Below are 25187 nucleotides of genomic sequence, written 5' to 3' on the forward strand. Positions count from 1 at the left end.
GTTCCAAGCAACGCGCCGAAAGCGGCCCCTGCTCGGGCCTCGTCCCGGCGCCACGGGTCCTGCTGTGCAGGGGAGGACGTGAGGAGTCCGGGACCACCCCTGCACCCGCACCGCACTCGTGCTGCACCCGGCCGCCCCGACCCGCCGTGGGCGGGCGGCGCGTCGGGGATCGCGCCGGAAATGTGCCAATATCAGGGCATGAGTGAGCGCAATGACTTCACAAACGACCGCGGCTACGGCGACCGTGGCAATCGGCGTGACCGATATGATCGTGGCGACCGACGCGACCGCGGGGACTATCGCGGCTCCGGCGGCTATGACCGCGGCTACCGCAGCAACTACCGGGGCGACGGCGATCGCGGCTACGGTCGGGATCGCGGCTACGGCGACCGACGCGAAGATCGGGGTTACAGCCGCGACCGCGGGTACGACCGCGGCGGCCGCGGCTACGGCCAGGACCGGGGCTACCGCAATAACCGGCAGGACCGGGACTATCGTGACAACCGCGGCTATGGGGACCGGCGCGGACGCGACTACCAGCATGATGACCGCGGCGGCCGGGGATATGACCGCGGTGGGCGCGGCTACGACCGGAGCGGCCGGGACCGCGACTACCGGCGCGAGAACCGCCGCCACGACAAGGGCCCGCGCACGGGGACGCTCAGCGATCTGGTGGATTACCTGCACGTACTCGACGGCCGCTCCTATGCCGCCTATCGCGACACGATCGGCCACTATCGTGCCCCCGAGGCTGGGTCCTGCACGTCGACTACGTCCAGCCTGATCCCTACGCCCCGCCCACGCGCATCCGCATTCAGGTTCCTGCCGACTTGCCGGCCCTGAGGCTGTTGCACGAGGAGGACCTGCTGTCCACCCACGACCGCCGTGTCGCGGTGGGCGACTTCCTCACCCGTGAACTACACCGCGGTTTCCGCGGCACCAATCTCTCGATCGCCGCCCCCGGTCAGGAGATTCTCGAACGCTGCTCCGTCATCGTCTCCGCCCCCGCCGCAGCCGATCCCGAGGCGCAGACCGACGACGGCGCCCCCTCCGCGGCACCCACCGCGGACGCGGAGGAAGCGCGCGTCCCCGAGGAACAGGCCGACGGAGTCGTAGACCTGTTCACGGTGCTGACCGAGGCGGAGGCCGACGACTCGGCCGGCCCCGAAGCGGAGGCAGCGAGTAGCCCCGAGGAGGCCGCCGCTGCGGTCGACACCGACGCGTCCGTTCCCCTCAAGGACGTGCCCGCCGCGGACGATTTCGCCACCGTCATCGGCTCCACCGAGCCCGTCGACGCCGCGGCTGCAGCGCCGTCGGCGCAGGTCACATTCACCGAGCCGGCCACCGACGTCGTCGACAGCGCCGACGATGCTGCGGACACCGCGGCTGCCGAAGCAGCGGACGCGCCCACAACGGCGGCCCGCCCTACCCCCGACTTCATCATCGAAATCAGGGCGCGTGTGGCGCTGCCGGCCCGGGGTCGCTCCATCCGCGGGCGGGAGGCCGCCAACATCTTCAGCCACGACCTGACCCGCGAGGTCAACGCGGCCCTGGACCTGACCGGTGAGCGGGCCGAGCGCCTGCTGGCGCACGTCGCCGCGCTGGAGGACCACCGGGCGCTGACGCGGGCGGTGTTGGACAACGGCTGGGTGTCCTTCCTCGCGGACGCCTCGATCCTGCCGCGCCGCTCCGGCGTCAGCGACGCCCCCATGGAGGAGGGCGCCATTCCACTGACGGCCCCCGATTCACTCGCCGCCACCGTCATCCTGCCCCACGCGGGTGAAGTGCGCGGAACCGTGATCGGTTCCGGGGTGACGCTTATCGTCGGCGGCGGCTACCATGGCAAGTCCACGCTGCTGAGCGCGATCGAGCGCGGCGTCTACCCGCACGTGCCGGGCGACGGACGCGAGCTGGTGGCCACGGTCCCGGATGCCGTCAAGGTGCGCGCCGCCGATGGGCGGTCCGTCACGGGTGTGGATCTGACCCCGTTCATCTCCCACCTGCCCGGCGGGAGGGACACCGTCTCCTTCACCACCACCAACGCCTCGGGCTCCACCTCCCAGGCGGCCTCCATCGTGGAGTCGATCGAGGCGGGGACTTCTGCCTTGCTGCTGGATGAGGACACCTCCGCCACCAACCTGCTGATCCGCGACGCGCGCATGCGCACGTTGGTGGCCGACGACCAGGAGCCGATCACACCCTTCGTGGACCGGGTGGGGGCGCTGGCAGAGGCCGGCATCTCCACGGTGCTGGTCATGGGCGGCTCCGGGGACTACCTGGACGTGGCCGACCGGGTGCTGCTGCTGGACTCCTACGTGCTGCACGACGCCACCGAGCAGGCCGCCGAGGTGGCCGCCGCCCAGCCGCGGGAGACCACGGCGCTGGCCGACTTCCCCATGCAGGCCCCGCGCGTGCCCCTGCCCTCGCAGCGCACGCAGCGCGGGCCGGTGCGCACGCGCTCGCGCGGCACCGACTCGCTCACGCTGGACCGAGAGGACATCGACATCTCCGATGTGGCCGGTGTGGTCGAGTCCGGGCAGGCGGAGGCGGTGGCCTACGCCCTGCGGGCGCTGCTGGAGCAGCGTTTCGACGGGGAGTCGACGCTGGCCGAGTGCCTGGAGGACCTGGACGCGCTGCTGGACGATGAGGGACTGGACGCCTGGACCGCCGCCCGGCCTTCCTGGTGCGCCCGCGCATGGTGGATGTGGCAGCCGCGGTCAACCGGTACCGCAAGCTCAAGCTGGCCTGAACCTGAGTGTGCGGCGCGGCGCCGCCTGACGCCGCGCCGCACACGCTGGATTCCAGCCCACTCAAGAAAACCGCGGAATCATGCGGTTCTTCCGTTGGAGACCAAATCGGTGAGGGGCTTCCCGTGTGCGGCCGAGGTCGCGGCGCACACGGGAAGCCCCTCATCTCTTCACAGGCGCGGTTCAGTGAGTCTCCACTTTCGCCCGCCATTGCAATGTTTAGTTGGGAACGCTCCGGCCGAGGGAGCCGACCTCCGGTGTGCGGCGGACGGCCGCCCCGTCCAAGTCCAGTTCAGCGCAGCGCGGCCAGGGCCTGGTCCTGGGCGACAATGGCCTGCACCATCGCGGGAACCTCGACGTCGTGGAAGGCGGCGGGGGCGAAGCTGGACATGTTCTCGAAGTCCGTGGCCAGGTGCAGGTTGACCTGTGCGCCGACGACGCCAGTGGTGAAGTTCGCCAGGATCAGGCGCAGGGCCTCGATCGGGCGGTGGCCCGCGGAGAAGGAGTAGCCGACCAGGCCGACGGCCTTGTGGGCCAGGACGGACGGGGTGATGAAGTCGATCGCGTTCTTCAGTGCACCCGGGATGGAGTGGTTGTACTCCGGGGTGACGAAGATGTAGGCGTCGTAGGCGGCCAGGGTCTCGTTCCACTTCACCGCGGCCGGGTCCTTGGCGGGAGCATCATCGGGGGAAGCTCTTCAGCGAAGATGGGCAGGTTGAAGGAGGCCAGCTCGAGGACAGTGGCCTCCACGCCCTCAACCGTGTTGGCCTTGTCGGCAACCCACTGGGCGACGGGGCCGCCCACAGAAGCGGGGCGGACGGAACCGGAGATCACGGCGATCTTGGTCATGTAGCACTCCTTAAAAGCGCGGTTGAAAGCAAATCAAGCAAGCCGGACTTTAGGCCATAGGTCCCGCCGTGCATATAGCTCAATCAATGACCTTGCTCATACTCATCGAGGCATCCTCTAGAACCGTGTGCGATCCCAGCAGGCGGCCCCGGTTAGGCTGAGGGTGTGAGTGACGCCGGAAGCAATGGAAACCACATAGGTGACGACGCCCCCTGGGACGGCGCCCGCTACCTGCGGGAGATCCTGCTGGCCCCCGTATACGAGGCCGCCGAGCACACGCCGCTGCAGCCGATGCCTGCACTGTCCACCCGCCTGGGCAACACGGTCGAGGTCAAGCGCGAGGACCTGCAGTCCGTGCATTCTTTCAAGATTCGCGGCGCCTACAACGCCATGCGCTCCCTGTCCGGCGCCGAGCGCGAGCGCGGCGTGGTCACCGCCTCCGCCGGCAACCACGCCCAGGGGGTAGCGCGCTCCGCCGCCCTGCTGGGCGTGCGCGCACTGATCGTCATGCCCACCGTCACCCCGCGCATCAAGGTCGACGCCGTAAGCGCCCTGGGCGGCGAGGTGCTGCTGAGCGGCGACAACTTCGATGCCGCCAAGGCCGAGGCGCTGCGCCTGGCCGAGGCGGAGGGACTGACCTACATCGCTCCCTTCGACGATCCGCGCGTCATCGCCGGCCAGGGCACAATCGGACTGGAGATGATCCAGCAGGACGCCAACCTGGACCGCGTGTTCGTTCCCGTGGGCGGCGGCGGCCTGGTCTCCGGAATCGCCGTACTGATCAAACAGTTGCTCCCGCAGGTGCAGGTGATCGGCGTCGAGCACGAGGAGTCGGCCTGCCTGAACGCCGCGCTGGCCGCCGGCGAGCCGGTCACGCTGGAGCACGTCGGCCTATTCGCCGAAGGCGTGGCCGTGCGCCGGATCGGGGACGAGACCTTCCGCCTGTGCGCCGAGCTGCTCGACGACGTCGTCACCGTGTCCTCGGACGAGGTCTCCGCTGCCGTAAGGGACCTGTTCGAGGACCTGCGGGCCGTACCGGAGCCGAGCGGCGCCGTCGCCCTGGCGGGCCTGAAGCAGTACGTCGCCGCACACAGTCTCACGGGAGAGCGGCTGGCCTGCGTGCTGTCGGGGGCGAACCTGAACTTCCACCAGCTGCGCTACATCTCCGAGCGCGCCGAAATCGGCGAGCAGCGCGAGGCCATCCTGGGCGTGACCATCCCGGAGGTGCAGGGCGAGTTCCTGCGCTTCGCCTCCGTGCTGGGCGGCCGAGCGGTCACAGAGTTCAACTACCGGGTCTCCGCCTCGGCGCCTCCCGGCGCGCCGGCGCGGATCTTCGTGGGCGTGCGGCTGACTCGTGGGCGTGCGGAGCGGCGCGAGATCGTCGCCGATCTGGAGGCCGCCGGCTACGGCGTGGTGGACCTGACCGACGACGAGCTCGCCAAGGTGCATGTGCGCTCCATGATCGGCGGGCGCGCTCCGGAGGGCCTGGTGGAACGGCTGTTCAGCTTCGAGTTCCCCGAGTCCCCCGGGGCGCTGACCCGGTTCCTGGAGATCCTGGGGACCCGCTGGAACATCACCCTGTTCCACTACCGCACCGACGGCGCCGACTACGGGCGCATCCTGACCGCCTTCGAGGCCGGCCCGGATGACGCCGAACTGACCGAGCACATGGACCGGCTCGGCTACGCCTACCACGAGGAAACGGAAGACCCCTCCGCCCGCTTCTTCCTGGCCCGCTGAACTGGCTCGTCGCACTCGCAGGCGTGGCGGTTCGCGTGTTCCGGTGACGGTTCGTCAGGTAGCAGCGACGATTCGCCATGAACACACCACCTATCGCGCCGCGCCACCGGGACCGGCACCCATCAGCCCACCACACCCCAAGCACGAAGAGCCGCTGAATTCCGCTGTCAGCAGGCCCCTCCTGAGATCGCACACCGCCGGGACCGGTAGACGCTACGCACCGCGACCGGTAGAAGTAACGCACCCAGTCCACTCGAACCATAAACAGCACCTTATTAGGCTTTAATTGCGCTCCTTGCAGGCGAATTACATATCTGCTACATTCATCACGAGCGGCACCCCAACCTGAAAGGCGCGACCAATATGTCCTCCGAACCCGCCACCCGCTCCCGGCGCGTTCTGCGTTTAGTAATTGGCCTGCTAGCACTGGCAGTGGCGGCGCGAGCATTCATCATCGGCAACACCCTTGAAGCCGCCGCGACCCTTGTTTTAGGAGCGTTGTTTATAGCCGCCGCACTCTTCCTCGGCCGTTCCGGATCATCAAGACACTGACCCACACAAAGACGGTCCGGTTCACTGCTCCCCTCGGCCGGGCCCAGGAGGGATTCATGGAACACGTCTTCGAGATCGATGGACTGCGGTCCTGGTACGACCGCACCAGCCCCGTCCTGACCGATGTGTCACTGACACTCGAGGCAGGCGAGGCCGTGGGGCTGCTGGGCGTGAACGGCGCCGGAAAGACCACCATGCTAAAGGCGCTCTGCGATGCGCACCGGGGCTACGAGCTTCGCTCCATGAGGTACCGCGGACGCAGATGCAAGCCGGATACGCTCGCTTTCAAACGTCAGCGCTATTTCGCCCTAACCAGTGACACCTCATTCCCCGCCTGGTCGCTGGACACCTTCATACGTTTCCTGGACCGCGCCTATGGGGAGAGAAAACACCCGCAGTTGCTCGACGACCTCATCGACGGATTCAGCTTCGGCGGCTACAGGTCAACTCCATTCGGACAGCTGTCCAGCGGCTCCCGAAAGAAGGCCGCACTAATTGCCGCTTTCCATACGCCGGTCGATATCTTGTTCCTTGACGAGCCGGTGGACTTCCTCGACTTCGCGGCAACGGAATATCTCTACCATTGCATAGTCGCTGCCGCCGAGCGCGGACAGGCGGTACTGCTGAGCTCCCATATTGCCGAGTCCTTCACCAGGTGCACCACCCGGATCTACGTGCTTTCCGCGGGCCGACTTAGCGGCCCCTTCGACACTCCTGGGGATTCTGATGCGGTCGCAGCCCTCATCAAATAGCGCTCTGGCCGTTCAGGCCGTGACGGGAGAGTTCCTCAGCAAACGGACCATATGGTCCGGCCTGATCCTCGCGGCAGCCGCGGCGTGGGTCGGTGCGCACCTGGAGGTCGCGGTCAGCACGCAGGCCGTCTCCGCCGGGGTCTTCCTGGCCACGGCGGCAGCCATGTCCTCAATCGCCTGGACCTGGGTCCACAGTGAGCGGTGGCCGGGCCTGACGCGTTTCCCGCTCTCCGCCAAGGACCTGGCTCGCGCCGCCTACCTCATCGGTTCGCTGGTGGTGCTCCTTGAGGTAGTCCTGCCCGTATTCGCATTCATTTCCGCGGCTCGCAGCATCACGCACGCTGGCGCCGTCACGGTGATTCTGCTTGCGCTCGGAACGGCACCACTGATCCTCTTACTTTGGAGCGGCCCCACGCGCTGGCATCGTCTGGGAGCGTGCTTCGCGTTGGTGACCGGGATCCTGATCGGCATCGTCCTCAATCCACTCTTGGCGGCCATGGCACTCGCCATCGAGGGCATCGCCTGTTTCCTCCTCGGCTTCGAGATGACGGATGCCGCGGCGCGGAGACGGGGAACCGGACCGCGCATTTCCAGCCTCGTACTCGGCGAGCTGATGAGTTCCCGGATGACACAGATCAACACCGTCGCGCTGGTCGCGTTCGGCTGCCTGCTCAACACCATGCTCCACGACCACGGCGCCGCGCTGCCCCTCGGGGCCGTCATGGTGGTGCAAAACACCCCGCTCAATGCCTACTTCTCCCGGCATCCGAGCACCTGGCTCGTGGTCAAGACCTGTCCGCGTACGTGGCGAACGCTCGGCATGTACGCCGTCGAGCTTGCGGCCATGTACACGGCCTGCGGAGTGCTCGTCGTCGCTGCTGAACCAGTCCCCGCACGCCTTGCCCGCGACATCGTCTTCGTGGTCACCGCGGCTTCGTCAGCGGCCCTGGCCGCCACGCTCATGGAGTGGCGCTGGCCGCTGCTCGAATGGAAATCGGAGCGCGAGGTGATTCGTCACCCGCGCAAGTACGTTCCCGCACTCGTCGCCTGCGCGGTTTCCATCGCATTCTGGATACTCACGCACTGAGCGGCGCACCTGCCCGAGCACCGGACACGTGCACCGCTCAGCCGCGCTGGGAAGAACCGACCGAACCGCCCCCTAGTATCGCGGCAGCTTGGACAGGTCGCGCACGGCACCGAGGTCGGCGCTGGTGGCCAGCATGGCGTAGGCGCGCAGGGCGGCCGACACGTGCCGCTGGCGCGGGTTGTGCGGCGCCCACGCGTCCTCACCCCGGGCCTCCTCCTCGACACGGCGCCGGGCGATCTCCGCCTCATCCACATCCAGCTCAATGGAGCGGTTCGGGATGTCGATGACGATGCGATCGCCGGTACGCACCAGCCCGATGAGCCCGCCCGCAGCCGCCTCCGGGGAGACGTGCCCGATGGACAGCCCGGAGGTGCCGCCGGAGAAGCGCCCGTCGGTGAGCAGCGCGCACTCCTTGCCCAGGTGCATGGACTTGATGTAGGTGGTCGGGTAGAGCATCTCCTGCATGCCCGGGCCGCCGCGCGGGCCCTCGTGGGAGATGATGACGACGTCGCCGGCCTTGACCTTGCCGCCGAGGATGCCCTCCGCGGCCTGTTCCTGAGACTCGAAGACGACGGCGGGCCCGGAGAAGGTCAGGATCGACGCATCCACCCCGGCGGTCTTGACGATGCAGCCCTTCTCCGCAATGTTCCCGAACAGGACGGCCAGGCCGCCGTCGGCGGAGTAGGCGTGGGCGATGTCGCGGATGGCGCCGGCCTCGCGATCGGTGTCCAGGGCCTCCCAGCGGGAGGCCTGGGAGAACATTTTGGTGGTGCGCACGCCCGCGGGGGCAGCCAGGTAGCGGGTGCGGATAGCCTCATCGACGCGGCTTGCCTGCAGGTCCCGCACGCCGTCGGCGTCGGGGCGGCCGATGTCGTACTGGTCGAGTTCGTCGGCCAGGGTGCCGCGCAGCACCGTGCGGGTGGTGGTGTCGAGCAGGCCGCCGCGGTCGAGCTCGCCGAGGATGCCCATGATGCCGCCGGCGCGGTGGACGTCCTCCACATGCACGAGGTTGGTGGAGGGAGCCACCTTGCACAGGTGGGGGACCTTGCGGGAGAGCCGGTCGATGTCGGCCATCTTGAAGTCCACCTCGGCCTCTTGGGCGGCGGCCAGCAGGTGCAGCACCGTGTTGGTGGAGCCGCCCATGGCGATGTCCAGGCTCATGGCGTTCTCGAAGGCGGGCTTGGTGGCGATCGAGCGCGGCAGGACGGAGGCGTCGTCGTCCTCGTAGTAGGCTTGGTGATCTCCACGATGCGGCGGCCGGCCTCCTGGAACAGGGCCTTGCGGTCGGCGTGGGTGGCCACCAGTGTGCCGTTGGTGGGCAGTGCCATACCGAGGGCCTCGGTCAGGCAGTTCATGGAGTTGGCCGTGAACATGCCCGAGCAGGAGCCGCAGGTGGGGCAGGCCAGGCGCTCGATGGCGGAGATGGTGTCGTCGGAGACGGTGGGGTCGGCGGCGTCCATCATGGCGTCGATCAGGTCGAGCTTGCGGGTGGTGCCGTCGGCGGCGACCAGCTTGCCGGACTCCATGGGGCCGCCGGAAACGAAGATGGTGGGGATGTTCAGGCGCAGCGAGGCCATGAGCATGCCGGGGGTGATCTTGTCGCAGTTGGAGATGCACACCAGGCGTCGGCGCAGTGGGCGTTCGCCATGTACTCCACGGAGTCGGCGATCAGCTCGCGGCTGGGCAGGGAGTAGAGCATGCCGTTGTGCCCCATGGCGATGCCGTCGTCGACGGCGATCGTGTTGAACTCCTTGGCGATGCCGCCGGCCGCCTCGATCTGCTCGGCGACGACGCGGCCGACGTCCCGCAGACCCACGTGCCCGGGGACGAACTCGGCGAAGGAGTTGGCGATGGCGATGATGGGTTTGCCGAAGTCCGAGTCCTTCACGCCGGTGGCGCGCCACAGGGCACGGGCGCCTGCCATGTTGCGGCCGGTGGTGGAGGTTGCGCTGCGATAGCGGGGCATGAGCGTCTCCTTGGATCGGACTTGGGACGAAGAGTTGTGAATGGGCCTCAGCCTAGTTGTCGCAGTGTCACCTCAACGGGTGTCTCTGGTCACTGATCCGGCCGCCACCCACGGCATACCGCGGTTTCGACGACGGCGCCCGGCGTCCGCCCGGGGCGATATCGCAGACCTCGAGAGGGCGATTTAGCGCACGCGCCCCTTACGCGTCACCTCCCGGCTCCCACCCACCCCCTCTCACCGAGATCGGTAGAAGATGCAGCAGTGCTCCCTGCGAACGAGTGAGTCCGCCCGCGGGCGCCGACAACAACGCCCCGTACTCTCTTGAGCACCGGTTCAAGGGAGGCCGCATGACCATTCCGCGCGACGCCGTCGACATCGCCCGTGCCGTAAGCGCCGGGCGCACCAACATGCCCGAGTTCGGCCAGTTCCCGGTGGGAGAGTCCGCGCATCACGGCGCCTGCCTGAACCCCTGGGACCCCACCCGCTCCCCCGGCGGCTCGTCGTCCGGCTCGGCCGTCGCCGTCGCCACCGGGGCGGTTCCGGTGGCGATGGGCTCCGACGGCGGGGGATCCCTGCGCATCCCGGCCTCCGCCTGCGGAGTGCTCGGGCTGAAGCCAACACGCGGCCGGGTCAGTTCGGCACCGCTGGCAAAGCACTGGTTCGGCCTGGCGAGCTTCGGCGCGATCACCCGCACCGCCCGCGACCTGGCTGCAGTGATGGATGTCATCTCCGGTAACGAGCCAGTGGACCGGTGGCGGCTGCCGCACCCGCCGAAGCGATTTGTCGACGCCATCAGCACCCCACCACGCCGACTGCGGATTCTGGCGGCCACCAACACGGTCATGCCCGGTGCGCGCCCGACGCCGCCGGTCGCTCAGGCCGCGCATGACCTGGCAGCCCGCTTGCGTGAGCTGGGCCATGACGCGCGCACGGCCCGGGTGCCTGGCCGGTGCCGACGACACCGTTCCTCACCCTGTACCTAGCGGGCATGCATGCCGAGGCACAACAGGTTGAACATCCGGAACGACTGGAGCCGCGCACCCGCACCTCGGTGCGGCTGGGCTCACTCATTCCGCGGCCCGCGGTGCACGCGGCGCAGCGTCAGGCCGAGCGGATTCGCGTGGACGTCGAAGCCGCCTTCGGGCGGGCCGACCTGCTGATGCTGCCCACGCTGCTGGATCTGCCGGGCGGTGCGCACGATCTGCGCGGGCGGAGTTGGGTGGCAGCGATGCTCGCCTCGACGCCGACGGTTTCCAACACGGCGATCTTCAACGTCTCGAGGCATCCGGCGCTCTCCGTGCCAGCGGGAGTGTCGCGGGGGCTTCCCATCGGCGCCCAGCTCGTAGCCCGCACAGGGCGTGACGATCTGCTGCTGGCGGTGGCGGCGCAGTTGCATACACACTAGGCGGCGACGACTCATTCCAGAAGGACGCCGACTCGTCCCCGCCAGCTGTGCCCCGTCCCCCACTACGAACTTTTGCCTTCTACTACGAACTTTTGCACCCTGGTGTACGCCATATTGCCGCACACCAGGGTGCAAGAGTTCGTGTCTGGGGACAAAAGCTCGTACGAGGGCACGGTTCCGTGCCTCATGCCGGGAAGCAGAAGGCCCGTGTCACATGGTGCCGAGGATCTCGGTGACGAACACCAGGGTGTCGCCGCCCTTGATGCCGGCCTGCGGCACGCCGCGCGAGCCGTAACCAAGCTCGGAGGGAATGGACAGGATGACGCGGCTGCCGACGCGCTGGCCGACCAGGCCGTCGTCCCAGCCCCGGATGACCATGCCGACGCCGACCTGGAAGTTGAAAGGCTGGCCCCGGTCGTAGGAGTTGTCGAACACCCGGCCGTTCCAGGTCTGGCCGAGGTAGTGGCACACGACGGTGTCGCCGACCTCGACGACCTTGCCGTCGCCGGCGTCGAGCACCTGTACCTGCAGACCCTCCGGCGCCTCCGGGCCGGGGAAGGTGAGAGTGGGCTTGGCACCCTTGGCGCCTTCAACGGTGGGCATGTTGCTGTTGATCATGCGGGCCAGGCTACGGCAGGAAGGGCCGGTTCAGCCAAAACGCGCCCATGGCCCGACGCCGTCGCCTCGCACGCTCAAGACGCGACGGCGCCTGCGGCACCGGAAACCGAGCCGCGGGCGCCGTCGTCGACACCGTGAGGGCGACCGAAGTGTTAGTTGTCCCGCAGAATGGCGAGGATACGGAGAAACTCCACGTACAGCCACACCAGGGTGACCACCAGACCGAAGGCGCCGGACCAGGCGTACCGGGTAGGCAGACCCCGCTCCACCCCGTTCTGAATGGACTCGAAGTCCATAGCGAGACTGGCGGCCGCCATGACTACGGCAAGCACACCGACGATCAGGCCCAGCGGAATGCCCATAACCGTGGCGCCGCGCAGGCCCCACGGATCGGAGACCACTCCGGTGAGCATGAGCACGAAGTTGACCAGGCTGAAGATCAGGTAGCCGCCCATGGCGGTGAGCAGGATGCGCTGCGCCTTGGAGCCCAGGCGGAAACCGGCGAACTTGTAGGCCACCAGGACCACGCCGAAGGTCGTCACCGAGGCGAGCACCGCCTGCATGACGATGCCGTCGTACCACTCTCCATGACGCCGGAGAAGGCGCCGAGCATGGCACCCTCGAAGACGGCGTAGGCCATGATCAGCGCGGGGCTGGGCTCGCGCTTGAAGGAGTTAATCAGGCCCAGGATCAGGGCGCCGATCGCACCTCCGAGCAGGGCCAGCATGCCGAGCCCCGCCGTAGCTCGGTGGTCGCCAGCATCCAGCTGACGGCACCGGCTGCGAGGATCACGGCGAAAATGCCGAAGGTGCGCACGATGACGTCGTCGTAGGTCATGCGGCCGCGGTCCACGTTGATGGCCGACGGCGCGCCGTACTGGGCCTCCAGATCGGAGAGCTGCTGCGGGGAGAGGCTGCCGTAGCCCGTTTGCTGGCCGTAGGCTGGCGCCTGCCCGTATGCCTGACCGGTCTGGTAGCCGTAGGCGGGTGCCTGGCCATACGACTGGCTGGACTGCGGGCCGGTCTGACCGGGCTGATAACCCGGCATGGTCGGATAGCCATTGGGGGTGCGCTGCGCGGACGACGCCGAGGCGGCGCTCCCGTTGAATACGGGGCTGCGGGAGAAATACGGGTTGCTCATCGCATGCATTGTTCCCAATGTTCCTGAAGAAGTCCTGTGTATTGACGCCACCCGTAAGCGGAACCTGGGCCGAGCACGCGGACTCCTCCTCCAGGAGGACCCTTTTCCTCCGCCAAGCCCACTCCCCCGGCTCTCGGATTCCCCAAGCGGGCCGATGAACGCCTACCGCACGATTCCTAGCCTGGAATTGTTCGGGCGCAGGTCGGTATCCCCGACCGCAGCCGCCGCGCATTCGCAAGCATCCGAAAGAGTTGATCCCGTTGATCGAAGCTGTCGATCTCACCAAGCGCTACGGCTCCAAGACCGCCGTCGACCACATCTCCTTCACGGTTGAGCCCGGCACCGTGACCGGCTTCCTCGGCCCCAACGGCGCCGGCAAGTCCACCACCATGCGCCTGATCATGGGGCTGGACAAGCCCTCCGCCGGCAGCGTCAAGGTCAACGGCCACGCCTACCGGGACCTGTCCGCGCCGCTGTGCCAGGTCGGCGCCCTCCTGGACGCCAAGGGCCTGCACGGCTCCCGCAGCGCCCGCGCCCACCTGACCCAGCTGGCAGTCTCCAACGGCATCCCCACGCGTCGCGTGGACGAGGTGCTGGAACTGACCGGGCTCACCCCTGTGGCCAAGAAGCGCGTCAAGGGCTTCAGCCTGGGCATGGGCCAGCGCCTGGGCATCGCCGCCGCCCTGCTGGGCGACCCCCAGGTGCTCATCTTCGACGAGCCCGTCAACGGCCTGGACCCCGAGGGCGTCAAATGGGTGCGTGACACCTGCCGTCACCTGGCCGACCAGGGGCGCACCGTCTTCATCTCCTCCCACCTCATGAGCGAGATGTCCCAGACCGCCGACCACCTGCTGGTAATCGGACGCGGCCGCATCCTCACCTCCGGCCCGGTGGACGAGGTAATCGCCTCCGCCACCAACGACGTCGTTCGTGTCGCCTCCCCGCAGGCCACCGACCTGGCCGCCGCCCTGAACACCGCCGGCATTGACACCAGTGTCCCCGAGCCCGGCGTGCTGACCACCACGATGGCGCCCGCCGCCCGGGTCGGGGAGATCGCCGCCGCGCACGGCATCGTCCTGCATGAGCTGGCCACCCAGCGCGCCTCCCTGGAGGAGGCCTACCTGGAGCTGACCGGCAACGACGTCGAGTACGCCACCGGCGCGTCCGAGTCGGCGTCAGCCCCGGTCGCCGCCCACTCCTGAGCGCCGAGTTCGCCGCCCCCACCCGCGGACGCCCAGCGGACCGACCCGAGCAGCCCACAAGTCTTCAGACACACGAAAGCAGTCTCATGTCCACCACCACCCTTTCCGAGACCACCGGCCCCGCCATCTCCACCGACTCCGCTGCCGCTCCAGGCAGCCGGGAACAGTCTCCTGCCACCACCCACACCCGTTCCGGAGGCGACTCGCCCCGTCACGTCGGCAATGCCGACGGCGGCCAGCAAACCTTCGGCCGCGCCGTACGCGCCGAATGGATCAAGGTCCGTTCCCTACGCTCCACCTGGATCACCTCGATCATCGCCATTGGCATCACCGTGCTGCTGGGCGCCGGCATCGCCATCGGCTACGCCAGCAGCCCCGAATTCGCCGACCGGGCCGCCGACGCCATCATCTCCGGCAACCAGTTCGGCCAGATCGTGGTGGCGGTGCTGGGGGCACTGGTCATTACCGGCGAGTACTCCTCTGGACAGATCCGCTCCTCGCTGGCGGCCGTTCCCCACCGGGGGCGGCTGCTGGTCGCCAAGGCCCTCGTGGTCGGGGTGCTGAGCTTCCTCATCGGCTCCGTATCCACGCTGCTGACCTGGGCGGTGTCGGCGCCCTTCATGGACGGCCACGCCGGCTCACTGGCCGACCCCGAGTACCTGGGCTTCGTGTGGGGCACGGGCCTGTCCTTCACCGGGATCGCGCTCATGGCCCTGGGACTCGGCTTCCTGCTGCGCTCGACGGCGGGGGCCATCACCCTGGCAATGACGCTGATGTTCGTCATCGACCTGCCAATCTCACTGATGGCCATGAAGTGGGATTGGGCCGCCAGATTGCAGGGCTTTGAGCCGCTGCAGACGGCGGTTGCGGTCTACGATCCGTTCCACCACATGGTGACCTGGGGCGTGGCCGACTCCATCTACTTCATGCAGCAGTGGCAGGCCGCCCTCGTCTTCGGGGCCTGGGCGATTGTGCCGCTGGCGCTCGGATGGCTGGTCTTCGCCCGGCGCGACGCCTGAGCGCGCCCGCCCCGGTGGTGATGCCGAGCCGATTCCGGCCGACATCACCACCGCGGCGCTTTCCTCCTCCCACCCCACGCCCGTCCACATCGATCAACAGTCCGCCGCGGGGCACAATTGGCCCTGTGAAGCAGAGGGGAGCCACGCGATGAGTACGCCGTCGACCGCCGCTCACCTACTGCGCTGGCAATCCGCCCACCCCTACCTGGCCGACGCCGCCATGGCAGCAGTGGTACTGGTTCTCGACCTCTTCATGGGGTTGTGGCCGCTGCGTCAGGCCGGCATCCCCTCGGTGCACTCCTGGCTGCCACTCACGCTGGGCGCATGCCTGGTGTGCACGCTCTCCCTCGTTTTCCGCCGCCGTCACCTGGTCGTCACATGGGTGGTACTCACCTTCCTGCCCATCCTGCACGAAGCAGTAATCACCAGGGGCTTCGACGACATGGGCGTCGCCGAGATCGGCTACGTGGCCGATGCGCTGCGTGCCTTCACTATCCTGGGTGTCCCCTTCACCCTGGCCACTCTGGCCCTGCACCACCGGGCCGCCTGGGTGTGGGTCGCATGCGCGGTCTCCACGCTCACCACAGTGATCGGCCAGGCCCTGCTCGGCGGCTATGCGGTCGACACCCTCAGCGGCCTGCTGATGCCCTACGGGCTGATCAACATCATCGGTGTACTCGTCGGCACCGTCATCCGCATCCAGGCGACCCAACTGCGCGAGGCCGAGGCGCGGTCGGCACGTCTGATGCTGGCCCGCGAGCAGGAGACGGCACTGGCGGCCGCCAATGAGCGCTCCCGCATCGCCCGTGAAATGCACGACGTCGTCGCCCACTCCCTCGCCGTCATGATCACCCTGGCCGACGGCGCCGCCGCCGCCGTCGACCGCAACCCCGCCATGGCCAAGGAGGCATTGACCACGCTGGCGGAGACCGGACGTTCCGCCCTGGCCGACACGCGTCGGCTGGTGGGGGTACTGCGCGAGGACCCCGCCTCCTCCCCCGCTGCCCCAGCCGATGCCGACATCCGTCCCGCCCCAGCAACCCGGACTGCACCCACAGAGACGGCGGGCGCATCCACTGCCGTCCGCGAGCGCGCCGTCGGCGGACCACCCGCGCCGACTGCCCCGGAGGGCGCCACCGTGCGTGAGCTGCCGGTCCCCGAGTTCGCCCCGCCCGGAACCGTCGCCCCGGTCGAGCCCAGCCAGCAGATCGCCGACCTGCGCCGGCAGGCCACCGACACAAACGCCGACGCCTCCAGCGGTCAGACGCCACTCGCCCCCGCCCCCGAACAGGCCGACCTGGAGGTGCTCGTCGAGCGCTTCCGCACCGCGGGCGTACCCGTCACCTACCGGTGGACCGGCCACAGGCTGCCCGCGGATAAGGGGCTGCAGCTCACGCTGTTCCGCATCGCCCAGGAGGCGCTGACCAACGTGCTGCGCTACGCACCCACGACCCGGGCGGTCGCCGTCACCGTCGACCGGCACGCCGGCACCGCCGTACTCACCATCGACAACGACGCCGCCCCGGGTTCAACGCCGCTGCACGGCTCCGGCAAGGGGCTGATCGGCATGCGCGAGCGGGCCGCAGTCTATGGTGGCACCGTGCAGGCAGGACCGACCGCGACCGGCTGGCGCGTGCGGGCCGTACTGCACTGGGATGAGAGCCTGGAAGACAACGACGAAGGGACAGCGCCGTGGCAGATGCCGCAGTGAACGACGCAGCCGACCCGATCGAAGACACCGGAGCGGTGCCACCCGGGCAGGCGGCCGCCGGCCGCGGGCGGCCCATTACGGTGGTGCTGGCCGACGACCAGGCGCTCATGCGCATGGGCTTCCGCATGGTGCTCGACCCGGCCGAGGACATCGAGATCGTCGGGGAGGCTTCCGACGGCGCCACCGCCCTGGCGCAGGCACGCGCCCTGAAGCCCGACGTGATCCTCATGGACGTGCGTATGCCCGGTATGAACGGCATCGACGCGACCGCGGCCATCACCCAGCAGTGCCCAGACACCAAGATTCTCATCCTGACCACCTTCGACCTGGACGAGTACGCCTTCGCGGGCTTGCGTGCCGGGGCCAGCGGCTTCCTGCTCAAGGACACCCGCCCGGGCGAGTTGGCCGAGGCGATCCGCACGGTCGCCAGCGGTGAGGCCGTGGTCAGCCCGCGCATCACCCGGCGCATGCTGGAGATGTTCGCCTCGCATCTGCCCGAGAACGGCGGCTCGCAGTCACCAGAGGATCCGCGCATCGCCGCACTTACACCGCGCGAGCGCGAGATCCTGATGCTGATGGCACAGGGGCTGAGCAACTCCGAGATCGCCGACCGCCTAGTCGTCTCGGCGACGACGGTCAAGACGCACGTCGGCAACGTACTGGCCAAGCTGGACGTGCGCGACCGGGTGCAGGCGGTGGTGGTCGCCTACGAGACCGGCCTCATGCGCTGAAACCGGCACCGCCGCACTCCGAGGTCGGTAGCCATGGCGCGGCGGCGGGCGACTCAGGCGGAGTGCAACCGCTGCTGGGCGGCCACGAACCCGTCCGCCACCACCTGCTCGACCACGTCGGCCGCCTGCTCGAGGGTGACAGCCAGTTCCGCCTGCTCCCGCCCGGGGAAGTCGCTGAGCACGAAGTCGGCGGGGTCCTGCCGCCCGGGCGGCCGCCCCACACCGACGCGCAGCCGCGCGTAGTCGCGGGTGCCGAGAGCCTGGGAGATGGAACGCAGGCCGTTGTGCCCACCTTCGCCACCGCCGCGCTTGAGGCGCAGAACATGCGCGGGCAGGTCGAGGTCATCATGAATGACCAGTAGCCGAGTGGAGGGGTCGACGTCGTAGAAGCGCGCCAGTGCCTGGACCGGACCGCCGGACTCGTTCATGTAGGAGGTGGTGCAGGCGAGAATGACACGTGGCCCGGGAGCGCCACCGGGCAGGACGCCCAGACGTACATCGGCGACCCGGGTGCGGGTTTTGTGGCTGGAAAGGCGGGACCCGGCGCGCCCGGCCAGCACATCGATGACCATTTGTCCGACGTTGTGGCGGTTGTGGGCGTACCGGGTCCCGGGGTTCCCCAGCCCGACGACGAGCCAAGGAGAGTTCATAAGCGCGTGACTGGGACGACGAGCGTCACTCGGCCTCGGCGGGCGCCGCGCCCTCGGCGCCCTCGGCCGGGGCCTCCTCCTCGGCGACCTCGACGGCCTGCTGAGTGACATTGACGACGTCGGTGTCGGCCTCGGTGATCGCCTCCACGCCGTCGGGCAGAGTCAGGTCGGACACGCGGATGGCGGTGCCGGCGGCAACACCAGTGAGGTCGACGTCGATGGACTCCGGGATGGCGATGGCTGGGGCGGAGACGAGCACGTGGGCCAGCTCAATGATGTGGATGGTGCCGGGCTCGGGCTCGCCGGTCACGACGACGGGAACCTCGACCTCGACCTTCTCGTTGCGGTTGACCAGCAGGAAGTCGATGTGCTGCACGCCCGGGCGGATGGGGTGGCGCTGGACGTCCTTGGCGAGAGCCAGCAGGGACTCGCCGTCGACGTTCAGCTCGATCAGGGCGTTCTCGTTGCCGCGCAGGGCCAGGCGGGCGGCGTGCTCGTCCAGCAGCAGGTGGCGGGGCTCGGTGCCGTGGCCGTAGACGACGGCGGGGACCTGGCCGGCGTGGCGGGCGCGGCGGGCGGAGCCCTTGCCGAACTCGGTGCGGTCGGTGGCGTCAAGCTTGATGGCGTTGGCGGGCATGCGTTCTCCTTGATTGTGGCGGGGAACGTGCCCCGCGGTTCGGTGGTCCGGCGGGCGCGACGACGCGCAGCACCTTCCGGCACCACCACGTCGATCACGGATGCTGTACGCATCCCTCGCCGGGGCAATGCCGCCACTCTACGCGATGACGGCGCTTCCCGACGACGTAGCCGACGGTGACCCTGCCCACCGTGCCTGTCCGCGACACCCGCATCCCCGCACCGAGAGCGGCACTTGTTACACACCGAGACCGGCACTAATGACGTGCCGAAACAATCGCGATTATGCTCGACAGCCGCAGACCGGCCTGCGAGAAAAAGGACGTCAGGGGTGAAGCACGGCCAGGGCCGCGCGCACCTGGGCCAGGGGCAATTGACCGGGGGCTGAGGCCGCCGATCCCGCGGTCGCAAAGGTCAGCGCCGAGCCGAACACCCCGCCCGCCAGCCGGGTCACGGTGCCGGCCTGCCCCATGGCGATGGCCACCACCGGGATGTCCAGCTCCCCACGGGCGCGCGCCGCCGCGCCCGCAAGCCGTTCCACATCCGCCGGCCCCGCCGGAGTGACGGCGATCTTGGCGACGGCGGCACCCGCGTCCTGCATGGCGTGTAGACGGCGCAGCATTTCGACGTCGTCCGGGGTGGCCATGAAGTCGTGGCTGGAGGCAACCACGTCGAGCCCCGCCCGGCGCGCCAGCCGCACCAGCCGCGGCAGGTCGCCGCGGGCCAGTTCGACATCAACCGCCGCGGCGGCACCGCGTTCCCGGCCGAGCCGCTCGATCACGTCCGCGAGCGCGGCCCGGTAGGTGACGTCGTCGGTGTCGAGCCCGCCGCCCTCCGCGGCGGTGCGTACGGTCAGCAGCACCGGCACGCCCGAACCGTGAAGCTCCGCCGCTACCGCCCGTACGGCCGCCAGCCACAGTCCCGCCAGCTCCTGCGGCGCCCACCGCACCGGCTTGGTAATGGCGGCCGGCGTATCCTCTGGGCCTGACGCAGGGGTCGTATCCGCCGGCACGGCCAGCAAGTCGGCGCGCAGCTCAATCAGATCTGCGCCGGCCCGGCGGGCGGCCCGGGCCTGGTCGGCGCAGGCGGCGACAGTGTCCCCGGTGATGGCGACGGCGACCGCGGGCACCGGCCCGCCCAGCGTCAGCTGCTGCCAGGTGACCGGCCGCGGGCACACCGGCGACCCCGGCACCACAATCCCGCTCCCCTCCAGGCGGGCGCGCAGGTCTCGGACCTCCCGGAGTATTGCCTGACCCGTGGGGACAGCTGCCGGCGACGAGCTCCGGGTGCGCCCGTTGGGCCGTCCTCGGCCGCAAGCCCCCGCTCCTGTGCGCCGTCGGTGTTCACGCCTGTGCCCTCACGGGGATGAGCGAGATGGCGATGCCATCCAGGATGTCTGACAGGCTGGTGACGGTAGCGGTCAGCGGGTGCCCGGCGGCGGCCGTGTCGGTGGCGACCCGGGACACCACCTCGCTCCACACCAGTGCCCCGGCGGCGATGACGTCGCGGCGACCCGGCAGCAGGTACCCCCAGGACTCGCGCTGCGCGGCAGTGGAGTGCACGATGGCGTCGCAGGATGCCAGCACGCGCTCGATGCTCAGCTCGGCGCCATCAATGGCGTCGCGGTCGAAGGAATCCAGGCCGAGAGCGTGCGCGGTGACGGTGCTGATGGTGCCGGCAAGCCCGACCAGCCGGGTGGCGGCGCCAGATCGACGGCGTCGGCGGCCCGGTCCAGCAGGGCACGCACCTCCGCACGGGCCGCCTCCTCCGCGGCGGGGGTGACGCCGTCGGCGAGATAGCGCTCGGTTATGCGCACCGAACCGGTGTTCAGCGAGCAGGCGGCCTGTGGGGCATCCACGCCCAGGACCAGCTCGGTGGAGCCGCCGCCCAGATCGACAACCAGACGCGGCCCCCGCGGATACCCGGACCCCTGCTCGACAGGCGCCTGCCCGGCCCGATCGGTGTTGTCCGCCTCGGCCGACGGCGCGCCGTCGTCGGCCCCGAGCAGGGAACCGGCAAAGGACAGGCGGGCCTCCTCCTCGCCGGAGACGACCTCGGGGGCGATACCCAGCACCGCAAGCACGCCGCCGACGAACTCGTCGCGGTTCTCGGCGTCGCGGGTCGCGGAGGTGGCGACGAAGCGCACGTGCTCGGCGTTCAGCGGCACCTCCAGGTTGTCACAGGTGTCGGCGTACTCGCGGACCACCGCCAGGGTGCGGGCCAGCGCATCGGGATCGAGGCGCCCGGTGCGGTCCACGCCCTGTCCCAGGCGGACGATGGTGCTCGAACGGTGCAGGGGGTGCAGGCGGGCGCGGCCGGTGCGCTCGTCCCGGGCAGCGTCGGCGACCAGCAGCCGGATGGTGTTGGTGCCGCAATCAACGGCGGCGACACGGGTCATGTGTGACTCCCCTCGGATGGGTGTACCGGCGGCTTCAGCGGCAACTCTACGGCGGTGGTGGGCGCTCAGCAGGCGCAACGTTCGGGGTCCCACAGGCCGCGATCGCGCAGCGCGTCCAGGGTCAGGTCACCGATCGGGTTGATGCCGCGGCCGACGGCGAGTGTGTGTGCCAGCAGGGCGTGCAGGCACTTGACCCGAGTGGGCATACCACCGGCCGATACTCCGGCGATCTCCTCGGGGCTGCCCAGTTCGGCGCGCCGCATCAGGTAGTCGGTGTGGGCGGCTGCGTATGCCGCAGCCAGCTCGGGCTCAGCGGCCAGGCGCCGGTTGAAGTCCTCCATCAGGTGCTCCGCCTCCAGGGTGGAGCAGCCGCGTACCGCCGCCGGGTGGGTCAGGTAGTACATGGTGGGGAAGGGCGAGCCGTCGGGCAGGCGGGGCGCGGTGCGCACGACCGTGGGCCGGCCGCACACGCAGCGCGCTGCAATGTCGACCACGCCGCGCGGCACACGCCCCAGTTGCGCGCGCAGGATCTCCAGGTCGGCTTCGCTAACGGTCACTGCTGGTCTCCTGATTCGGTGTTGGCGTCGGTCGACGGCGTGGCCGACTGCGGCGTCGCGGTGGACTGCGGGGAGGGGGTGGACCAGCCCGGCGGGCGGGTCGTCGGCCTGTTCCCGTTCGACTTGTCCGGCCACACGCGCCGACTCGCGCAGCTCCTCATACCAGGGCTTTCGCTCCTCGACGTCGGCCGAGGCGGTGTCGGACCCATCCTCATCCTCGAATTCGTCGGCCCCGACCACGACGTACGTAGTCTCACCGGGCATGACGTAGGACAGGCGTTCGCGAGCCTGGGCTTTGACGTACTCGTCGTCGTCCCAGCGGGCCAATTCCTCCTCCAGGGCCGTGGAGGTGGAGCGGGCCTCGTCGATCTGCTCTAACACGGCGTCGTACTGGGCACGCTGGGTTAGGTAGCCACGCAGCGAGGGGAAGACCACGACGAATGCCAGCGCCACCACGCCGGCGAGGATGAGTAGGCGCATGGGCAGGGACAGGCCTTCAGCGCCGCCCATGCGGGGAGCCAGGTTTTCCGAATCGTCGTCCGCGGAGGCGGAGGCGCCGTTATGGCCGGCATCTGCAACAGCGGCGCGGGCGGTATCGGGCCTGTCGGCGTGTTTGCCGGCGCTGGCGCGGGCGTCACGGGAGGGGCCGGAATGAGGTCTACGGGCGCCTGGGCGTGCTGGTACAGGTCGGCGCGGCGTCATGGAACCGATCCTGCCTCACAGGCGTGCGCATGGCGAGCGTGCGACGCCGGTGCGTCGGCCACGAAGCGGTGCGCATGCCGAAGACGACCCCGACACCGTGAGCCGGGCAGCGGGTTCGCCGGAAACGGCCCGACGCCTCGGCCGGGACGGCGCCGAACCGCTCATATCCATTCGGACCGCCATCCCCTGTTTGGACCGCCATCCCCTGTTTGGACCACCGTAGAGTGCCGCGCAGGCGGTCCAAACCGACGTAAGGGGTCCAAACCGACGTAAGGGGTCCAAACCGACGTAAGGGGTCCAAATAGCGCAGTCCCGGGGTATGCACACGATCACCGCGTGCATACCCCGGGACGAAACCGGGACAGCGGGCTTCGGCTCAGGCCCTATTGGGCGCCGTGCCCGCCCCGAGCCTCCGCTACCGCTTCGGCTCAGGCCCTATTGGGCGCCGTGCCCGCCCCGAGCCTCCGCTACCGCTTCGGCTCAGGCCTTGAAGCGGGGGAAGGCGCTGGTGCCGGCATAGACGGCGTCCTCGCCCAGGGCCTCCTCGATGCGCAGCAGCTGGTTGTACTTGTTGATGCGCTCGCCACGGGCCGGGGCACCGGTCTTGATCTGGCCGGAGTTGGTGGCCACCGCCAGGTCGGCGATGGTGACGTCCTCGGTCTCACCGGAGCGGTGCGAGGTCATGGTCTTGTAGCCGGCGCGGTGTGCCATCTCCACGGCCTCCAGCGTCTCGGTCAGCGAACCGATCTGGTTGACCTTGACCAGCAGGGCGTTGGCGGCACCGAGCTCAATACCCTTGGCCAGACGCTCGGGGTTGGTGACGAAGAAGTCGTCGCCGACCAGCTGGACGCGGTCACCGATCTTGTCTGTCAGGGCCTTCCAGTCGTCCCACTCGTCCTCGCTCAGCGGGTCCTCGATGGAGACGATCGGGAAGTCGGTGATGAGCTTCTCGTAGTAGGCGACCATGAAGTCGTTGTCGCGGGCCTCGCCCTCGAACTGGTAGGTCTTGGTCTCGGCGTCGAAGAACTCGGTGGAGGCGACGTCCATGGCCAGGGCCACGTCCTTGCCGGGCGTGTAACCGGCCTTCTCGATGGCCTCAACGATCAGCTCGAGCGCCTCACGGTTGGAGTCGAGGTTCGGGGCGAAACCACCCTCGTCGCCCAGACCGGTGGACAGGCCCCGGCCCTTCACGACGGCCTTGAGCGAATGGTAGACCTCCGCGCCCATGCGCAGCGCCTCACGGAAGGTGGGGGCGCCGATCGGGGCGATCATGAACTCCTGAATGTCCACGTTGGAGTCGGCGTGGGAGCCGCCGTTCATGATGTTCATCATGGGAACGGGCAGGGTGTGGGCGTTCGGACCACCGAGGTACTGGTACAGGTCGAGGCCGGCGGAGTCGGCGGAGGCGGCCGCGGCGGCGAGGGACACGCCCAGGATGGCGTTCGCGCCCAGCTTGCCCTTGTTGGGGGTGCCGTCCAGCTCGATCATGAGGCGGTCGAGGCCGCGCTGGTCGGCGGCGTCGTAGCCGATGATCTCGGGGGCGATGGTGTCGTTGACGTTGGCGACCGCCTTCTCGACGCCCTTGCCGAGGTAACGAGCCTTGTCACCATCGCGGAGCTCGACGGCCTCGAAGGCTCCGGTGGAGGCGCCGGAGGGGACGGCTGCGCGGGCGGAGGAGCCGTCCTCCAGGAGGATCTCGACCTCGAGGGTCGGGTTGCCGCGGGAGTCGAGGATCTCGCGCGCGTGAACGTTCTCGATGAGGGCCACTTGATGCTCCTTGCTGAAGTTGTGTTGCCTGGGACAGGCACATGCGGACCCAGCCTAGCGGCCCTCGGCCCTCACCACGAGCGCATTGACCCCGTCACTTCCGCAGTTGTTCACGTCCGGCGAGATCGTGCACCCGGCACATGGGCGGTTCCGGCCGACGCCACCGCCACAGCCGCGCGCCGCACCCACCCCGGTCAGAGGCGCACGACCCACCCATACACGCCGTCGCTGTCAGCCCAGCTGCACCTGAGTGTCATCCTGCAGCAGCCAGGCGTCGGCGCTCTGGTAGCGCGGCGAATACTTGATGCTCATGGCGCTCACCAGTTCCTGGTACCGGGCGCTGGCCGCTTCCGGGTTGTCCAGCGCGTAGACCTCGTTGGCGATCAGCACGTAGCGAAAAACGTCAACGGCGGCTGGCGAGTAGTCGATGTCCCTCTGCGCCTGCAATGCGGCCAGAGCATCCGCGTCTGAGACCTCGATATCGAATTCGGCGGCCAGCTGTTCAACCGCCGGCATGTCCGAGAGTGCGGTTACAACGAAGGCGCTGGAGACTTCTTCCCCACCGCTGGCCAGGGAGTACTCGCTGAGTTCTTCGGCAACCTCCTGCGCCTCCTGTTCGGAGATCGTGAAGGTCTGCGGGACGCCGTCGGCGTCGGTGTAGTTCACGACGGCGGCCTGCCCCGGGTGAGCGGAGCAGCCGGCGAGGGCACCAACACCGAGCAGCAGGGCCGCGCCAGCTCCCAGTACGCGGGCACGCCGGGTGAGGCTTGTGGTGGGTCGAGTCATGGTCTGCTCCTTGCGGGGTCGACGTCGATAAGGGCTTCAGGCGCAGCAGCCGGGCTCCGAGGCGGGCACCATGAGGACCTGGTCGGCTCCCGGACGGCTGCGCACGACAGTTCATCACCCTACGCCAGCGCGCTCCGGCAGCCTGGCAGGTCATTGGTGCCGGTCTCGGTGC

Annotated in this window: 18 protein-coding genes and 7 pseudogenes; 12 read left to right on the forward strand and 13 right to left on the reverse strand. The window is 69.1% G+C overall.

All coding sequences use genetic code 11. The features are described 5' to 3' along the window. Positions 1-198 precede the first annotated feature (198 nt). From BW737_RS19270 to BW737_RS01160, 3 genes and pseudogenes are all read left to right on the forward strand, one after another. Positions 199-843, forward strand: a complete 645-nt coding sequence (locus BW737_RS19270; protein WP_086614867.1) for a hypothetical protein — start codon at positions 199-201, stop codon at positions 841-843. Beyond that, positions 813-941 (forward strand): annotated as a pseudogene (locus BW737_RS19275) (hypothetical protein); the annotation flags it as partial. The gene BW737_RS19270 and the pseudogene BW737_RS19275, both read left to right, overlap by 31 nt. 501 nt (positions 942-1442) lie before the next feature. Then, positions 1443-2749: pseudogene (locus BW737_RS01160) on the forward strand (P-loop domain-containing protein); the annotation flags it as partial. 290 nt (positions 2750-3039) lie between these two features. Here the strand turns inward: BW737_RS01160 and BW737_RS01165 are convergent. After that, positions 3040-3596, reverse strand: a pseudogene (locus BW737_RS01165) (NADPH-dependent FMN reductase). A 165-nt stretch (positions 3597-3761) separates the two neighbouring features. On the opposite strand from BW737_RS01165, the gene ilvA reads away from it, so the two are divergent. The 3 genes from ilvA to BW737_RS01180 all read left to right on the forward strand — a co-directional run bounded on the left by ilvA (position 3762) and on the right by BW737_RS01180 (position 7727). Continuing rightward, positions 3762-5336, forward strand: a complete 1575-nt coding sequence (gene ilvA, locus BW737_RS01170) for a threonine ammonia-lyase, biosynthetic (protein ID WP_086614868.1) — start codon at positions 3762-3764, stop codon at positions 5334-5336. Between the two features lie 608 nt (positions 5337-5944). Then, entirely contained in the window at positions 5945-6640 is a 696-nt protein-coding gene (locus BW737_RS01175) for an ABC transporter ATP-binding protein (RefSeq protein WP_086614869.1), read from the forward strand. A gap of 19 nt (positions 6641-6659) precedes the next feature. Continuing rightward, the gene (locus BW737_RS01180) at positions 6660-7727 is read left to right on the forward strand and encodes a hypothetical protein (protein WP_086614870.1); all 1068 of its coding nucleotides are present in this window, start codon (positions 6660-6662) and stop codon (positions 7725-7727) included. A gap of 72 nt (positions 7728-7799) precedes the next feature. Here the strand turns inward: BW737_RS01180 and BW737_RS19715 are convergent, their stop codons facing one another. Both BW737_RS19715 and BW737_RS19720 read right to left on the reverse strand, forming a co-directional pair. Next, positions 7800-8888, reverse strand: coding sequence for a dihydroxy-acid dehydratase domain-containing protein (locus tag BW737_RS19715; RefSeq protein ID WP_420835690.1), 1089 nt, complete (start codon positions 8886-8888; stop codon positions 7800-7802). Then, positions 8885-9693, reverse strand: a pseudogene (locus BW737_RS19720) (dihydroxy-acid dehydratase domain-containing protein). The gene BW737_RS19715 and the pseudogene BW737_RS19720 overlap by 4 nt, the downstream one beginning before the upstream one ends. A gap of 347 nt (positions 9694-10040) precedes the next feature. Here BW737_RS19720 and BW737_RS01190 point away from each other — a divergent pair. Then, positions 10041-10676 (forward strand): amidase family protein, encoded by a 636-nt coding sequence (locus BW737_RS01190; RefSeq protein ID WP_086614871.1) that lies wholly within the window; start codon positions 10041-10043, stop codon positions 10674-10676. 5 nt (positions 10677-10681) lie between these two features. Next, positions 10682-11098, forward strand: a complete 417-nt coding sequence (locus BW737_RS01195) for an amidase family protein (RefSeq protein ID WP_086614872.1) — start codon at positions 10682-10684, stop codon at positions 11096-11098. Positions 11099-11308: 210 nt separating this feature from the next. Here the strand turns inward: BW737_RS01195 and BW737_RS01200 are convergent, their stop codons facing one another. Beyond that, on the reverse strand, positions 11309-11716 hold the full coding sequence (locus tag BW737_RS01200; RefSeq protein WP_086614873.1) for an FKBP-type peptidyl-prolyl cis-trans isomerase: 408 nt from the start codon (positions 11714-11716) through the stop codon (positions 11309-11311). 152 nt (positions 11717-11868) lie between these two features. Beyond that, positions 11869-12856: pseudogene (locus BW737_RS01205) on the reverse strand (Bax inhibitor-1/YccA family protein). Positions 12857-13116: 260 nt separating this feature from the next. Here BW737_RS01205 and BW737_RS01210 point away from each other — a divergent pair. The 4 genes from BW737_RS01210 to BW737_RS01225 all read left to right on the forward strand — a co-directional run bounded on the left by BW737_RS01210 (position 13117) and on the right by BW737_RS01225 (position 17519). Next, complete coding sequence (locus tag BW737_RS01210; RefSeq protein WP_086614874.1) at positions 13117-14058, forward strand: ABC transporter ATP-binding protein; 942 nt, start codon at positions 13117-13119, stop codon at positions 14056-14058. Between the two features lie 86 nt (positions 14059-14144). Continuing rightward, positions 14145-15077, forward strand: a complete 933-nt coding sequence (locus BW737_RS01215; protein ID WP_086614875.1) for an ABC transporter permease subunit — start codon at positions 14145-14147, stop codon at positions 15075-15077. Positions 15078-15225: 148 nt separating this feature from the next. Continuing rightward, a complete protein-coding gene (locus BW737_RS01220; RefSeq protein WP_086614876.1) occupies positions 15226-16788 on the forward strand; it encodes an ATP-binding protein in 1563 nt (520 codons plus the stop codon). Beyond that, positions 16770-17519 carry a response regulator gene (locus tag BW737_RS01225; protein WP_086614877.1) on the forward strand — a complete coding sequence of 250 codons (750 nt, stop codon included), beginning with the start codon at positions 16770-16772 and terminating at the stop codon, positions 17517-17519. The genes BW737_RS01220 and BW737_RS01225 overlap by 19 nt, the downstream gene beginning before the upstream one ends. A gap of 53 nt (positions 17520-17572) precedes the next feature. Here the strand turns inward: BW737_RS01225 and pth are convergent, their stop codons facing one another. From pth to BW737_RS01260, 8 genes and pseudogenes are all read right to left on the reverse strand, one after another. Next, positions 17573-18169, reverse strand: a complete 597-nt coding sequence (gene pth, locus BW737_RS01230; protein ID WP_086614878.1) for an aminoacyl-tRNA hydrolase — start codon at positions 18167-18169, stop codon at positions 17573-17575. Between the two features lie 25 nt (positions 18170-18194). Continuing rightward, positions 18195-18806 (reverse strand): 50S ribosomal protein L25/general stress protein Ctc, encoded by a 612-nt coding sequence (locus BW737_RS01235; RefSeq protein WP_086614879.1) that lies wholly within the window; start codon positions 18804-18806, stop codon positions 18195-18197. A gap of 324 nt (positions 18807-19130) precedes the next feature. After that, on the reverse strand, positions 19131-20000 hold the full coding sequence (locus tag BW737_RS01240) for a type I 3-dehydroquinate dehydratase (protein WP_180271974.1): 870 nt from the start codon (positions 19998-20000) through the stop codon (positions 19131-19133). Positions 20001-20148: 148 nt separating this feature from the next. Then, positions 20149-21203 (reverse strand): annotated as a pseudogene (locus BW737_RS01245) (Ppx/GppA phosphatase family protein). A gap of 65 nt (positions 21204-21268) precedes the next feature. Then, the gene (locus tag BW737_RS16495; protein WP_257210340.1) at positions 21269-21775 is read right to left on the reverse strand and encodes a DUF501 domain-containing protein; all 507 of its coding nucleotides are present in this window, start codon (positions 21773-21775) and stop codon (positions 21269-21271) included. A 231-nt stretch (positions 21776-22006) separates the two neighbouring features. After that, positions 22007-22462: pseudogene (locus BW737_RS19280) on the reverse strand (FtsB family cell division protein); the annotation flags it as partial. 480 nt (positions 22463-22942) lie between these two features. Next, positions 22943-24229, reverse strand: a complete 1287-nt coding sequence (gene eno / locus BW737_RS01255) for a phosphopyruvate hydratase (RefSeq protein WP_086614882.1) — start codon at positions 24227-24229, stop codon at positions 22943-22945. 231 nt (positions 24230-24460) lie between these two features. Beyond that, on the reverse strand, positions 24461-25015 hold the full coding sequence (locus BW737_RS01260) for a hypothetical protein (protein WP_086614883.1): 555 nt from the start codon (positions 25013-25015) through the stop codon (positions 24461-24463). Positions 25016-25187 lie beyond the last annotated feature (172 nt).

Source organism: Actinomyces ruminis (assembly GCF_002154335.2).
Lineage (GTDB): Bacteria > Actinomycetota > Actinomycetes > Actinomycetales > Actinomycetaceae > Actinomyces > Actinomyces ruminis.

Excerpts from the sequence above, each read along its gene's own strand:
- BW737_RS01235 (WP_086614879.1), bottom strand. The coding sequence starts at position 18,806 with ATGCCCGCCAACGCCATCAAGCTTGACGCCACCGACCGCACCGAGTTC.
- BW737_RS19715 (WP_420835690.1), bottom strand. The coding sequence starts at position 8,888 with ATGAGCCTGGACATCGCCATGGGCGGCTCCACCAACACGGTGCTGCAC.
- pth (WP_086614878.1), bottom strand. The coding sequence starts at position 18,169 with ATGAACTCTCCTTGGCTCGTCGTCGGGCTGGGGAACCCCGGGACCCGG.
- BW737_RS01200 (WP_086614873.1), bottom strand. The coding sequence starts at position 11,716 with ATGATCAACAGCAACATGCCCACCGTTGAAGGCGCCAAGGGTGCCAAG.
- BW737_RS01195 (WP_086614872.1), top strand. The coding sequence starts at position 10,682 with ATGCATGCCGAGGCACAACAGGTTGAACATCCGGAACGACTGGAGCCG.
- BW737_RS01190 (WP_086614871.1), top strand. The coding sequence starts at position 10,041 with ATGACCATTCCGCGCGACGCCGTCGACATCGCCCGTGCCGTAAGCGCC.
- BW737_RS01215 (WP_086614875.1), top strand. The coding sequence starts at position 14,145 with ATGTCCACCACCACCCTTTCCGAGACCACCGGCCCCGCCATCTCCACC.
- BW737_RS01260 (WP_086614883.1), bottom strand. The coding sequence starts at position 25,015 with ATGACTCGACCCACCACAAGCCTCACCCGGCGTGCCCGCGTACTGGGA.
- BW737_RS01220 (WP_086614876.1), top strand. The coding sequence starts at position 15,226 with ATGAGTACGCCGTCGACCGCCGCTCACCTACTGCGCTGGCAATCCGCC.
- BW737_RS19270 (WP_086614867.1), top strand. The coding sequence starts at position 199 with ATGAGTGAGCGCAATGACTTCACAAACGACCGCGGCTACGGCGACCGT.
- BW737_RS01175 (WP_086614869.1), top strand. The coding sequence starts at position 5,945 with ATGGAACACGTCTTCGAGATCGATGGACTGCGGTCCTGGTACGACCGC.